The sequence below is a fragment of the Nocardia tenerifensis NBRC 101015 genome (assembly GCF_000308715.1).
Classification (GTDB): Bacteria; Actinomycetota; Actinomycetes; order Mycobacteriales; family Mycobacteriaceae; genus Nocardia; species Nocardia tenerifensis.
On the sequence record NZ_BAGH01000477.1, the window covers coordinates 1 to 2,202 of the forward strand.

The 2,202-nt window shown below is 71.8% G+C and carries 3 protein-coding genes; all 3 read left to right on the plus strand.

What is annotated here, in order from left to right; translation table 11 throughout:
• A partial coding sequence (locus ON39_RS34155; protein ID WP_051187459.1) for an SDR family NAD(P)-dependent oxidoreductase occupies positions 1-779 on the plus strand: 779 nt, incomplete at its 5' end.
• Positions 773-1,648, plus strand: coding sequence for a family 3 encapsulin nanocompartment shell protein (locus ON39_RS34160; RefSeq protein WP_040740420.1), 876 nt, complete (start codon positions 773-775; stop codon positions 1,646-1,648). The genes ON39_RS34155 and ON39_RS34160, both read left to right, overlap by 7 nt.
• Before the next feature lie 9 nt (positions 1,649-1,657).
• Positions 1,658-2,202, plus strand: a 545-nt coding sequence (locus tag ON39_RS34165) for an FAD-dependent oxidoreductase (RefSeq protein WP_040740421.1), incomplete at its 3' end; no start/stop codon positions are given.

The window sequence follows — 2,202 nt, forward strand, 5'->3', positions numbered from 1 at the left end:
AGCTGGCCGCCGAGGGCGCGCACGTCGCCCTCGGCGCGCGCGACCCCGGCCGGCTGGCGGCCGCGGAGGTCGCCGTGAAAAATGTTGCGCGCGGGCGGGTGCACGCCACGAGCGTGGACATCACCGACGGCGCGGCGGTCCGCCGCTGGATCGATGAGGTCGTCGCGGCGTTCGGCGCACTGCACATCGTGGTCGTCAGCGGCGGCACCCCGCCGACCGGCAACGCGGCGACGTTCGAGGTGGCCGACTATCGCGCGGCCGTCGACGGGGTGCTGCTGCCCGCCGTCGAGGTGGCGCTGACCGCACTGCCGCATCTGCGGAACGCGGGCTGGGGCCGGCTGCTGTTCGTCGCGTCGGAGACGGCGAGCGTGCCCATCAGCGGCCTGGCCATGTCCGGCGTCACCAGGGCCGCCGTGGTGCGCTTCGCCCAGTCCCTCGCCGCGGCGGTCGGCCGCGACGGCGTGACGGTGAATGTGCTCGCGCCCAGCGCCACTCGCACTCCCCTGCTGGAACGCGTTGCGGGACAACAGGCCACCGACGACGACCGCGAGGCGCGGCTCGCCGCGATGGGCACGCACACCGCCGTCGGCCGGATCGCCCGCCCGGACGAGATGGCCGCCGTCGCCGCCTTTCTCGTCAGCGAGCGGGCCTCCTATCTCACCGGCACGGTCCAGCTGGTCGACGGCGGCGCGAGCGTGCTCGGGCCGACCTCGTCGCACCTGCCCTGGGAGGCCGAGGTGTCCGGGACCGCCAAAAGGGAAGGAAGCACGACATGCTGAAGACAGAGGGCATCAAAGAGACGCTGGCGCAGGTGGTCTCGGATCGGAAGAAGGAGCCCTCGCCGGGGCGGCGGTTCGCCGAGTGCTGCGCGGAGAAAGGGCTCGACGCGGCGGTCGAGTACGACGTGACCATCACCGACTCGCTCACCAGCTCCCGGCGCAAACCGCGCTACCCCGCGCGCAACGCGTTCAAAGCCATTGACCTGTCCCGTGATCCGCGTCAGTTCTACTGGCACGAGAGCGCCCCGGGCGCGGACGACGCGCCGATCGAGGGCGCCGAGGTGCGCCGCGAACTCGCCAGCCACTTTCACAAGTCGCCGATCCCGGAACTGCTCACCACCACGGCGTGGGTGCAGGTGCCGCCGGGGATGTGGGAGGACCCGGAGACCTTCGAGTCGTTCATCAACTACCGCCTGATCGTCCGGCTGTGCACCGCCGAGAACTACACGATCATCAGCGGCGAGGGCGGCCTGCTGAACATTCCGGGGATCGAGCGGATGACCACGCAGGGCCCGTTCACCTCTACGATCCTGCGCGCCTGCAACGAGGTCGAGCAGATGGGCGGCACCGCCGACGGACTGATCATCAACCCGGTCGACTACTACCGCGCCATGGGCACCGGCCGCCTGATGGCCGACCTCGAGGAGAACGGCGTGTTCATCGTGCGCACCCGCCTCGTCGAGCCGGGGACGGCCATCGTCGGCGACTTCGGCCACGGCGCACAGCTTTTCGACGCCGGGCGGTCGGTGATCCGCTTCGCCGAGCCGCCGGCGGGCACCTTCGCCGAGCCCGGCCCGGCGGTCATGGCGGAGATCTACGAGCGGGTCGTGGTGAACCTGCCGACGAACTTCTTCGTCGTGTCCGTGTAGGCCGGACCCGTGACGAGCGAGGGGGCGGCGCCCGTGCGCACCGACCCGGATGTGGTGGTGGTCGGCGGCGGGGTCGCCGGACTGTTCTGCGCCTATCACCTGCGCCGCGCCGGGGCCTCGGTCACCGTGCTGGAGCGGGGCGCGCTGGGCGGCCCGCAGTCGTGCTCCTCCGGCAACACCGGTTTCGTCGGCACGCACGGCGCCGCCCCGCTCGCTGAACCTGGCCTGCGCGCATTTCGTGCTCTGGGTATGTTGAGCGCGGACGCGCCGTTCTACGTCAAGCCGCGCGCGGACCGCGAATCGCTGCGCTGGCTCGGGCATTTCGCGCGCGCCTGCACCGCGACGGCCGCGGCGGCGGGCTTCCGCACGCTGATCGAGCTGAAGAGGCGCAGCCTCGACCTGCTGCTCGAGCTGTGCGAAATACCGAGCATCGCTGCCACTTTCGAGTCGCCGGGGATCGTGCTGGCGTTCAAGACGGCGGAGGGTTTCGCGGAGGCCAGCCGCGCGGTGTCGCGCACCGTCGCCAACGGCGTGCCGCTGCGCGTGCTGCGCCC